The organism is Pseudomonas sp. EA_5y_Pfl2_R50, assembly GCF_963970475.1.
Taxonomy (GTDB): domain Bacteria; phylum Pseudomonadota; class Gammaproteobacteria; order Pseudomonadales; family Pseudomonadaceae; genus Aquipseudomonas.
This window is the reverse complement of the sequence record NZ_CAXAPT010000206.1, coordinates 1-431: the sequence shown is the minus strand read 5'-3', so window position 1 is coordinate 431 and position 431 is coordinate 1. Positions and strand designations below refer to the sequence as shown.

Annotated in this window: 1 protein-coding gene; it reads right to left on the bottom strand. The window is 58.2% G+C overall.

The window, feature by feature from the left end; genetic code table 11:
• Nucleotides 1–431 (bottom strand): complex I subunit 1/NuoH family protein (locus AACY19_RS27470; protein ID WP_339454637.1); only part of this gene is annotated, 431 nt, incomplete at both ends.

Sequence of the window (431 nt, the reverse complement as noted above, 5' to 3'; positions counted from 1 at the left end):
GAAGCCGGACACCAGGAACACCCAGAACAGCGACAGCGGCAGGAAGATCTTCCACCCCAGCCGCATCAGCTGGTCATAGCGGTAACGCGGGACGGTCGCCTTCACCCAGCTGAACACGAAGAAGAACAGCAGGATCTTGATAAACAGCCAGAGGATCCCCGGCACCGCGTACAGGATCGGAATGTCGAGCGGCGGCAGATACCCACCCCAGAACAACGTCGCGTTCAAGGCGCACATCAGAATAACGTTGGCATATTCACCAAGCCAATAAAGCGCGAACGCCATCGACGAATATTCAGTCTGATAGCCCGCGACCAATTCGCTCTCGGCCTCGGCCAGATCGAACGGCGCGCGCTGCGTTTCGGCCAGCGACGAGATGAAGAACACCACCGCCATCGGGAACAGCAAGGGGTTCAGGAAGAAGCCATTGA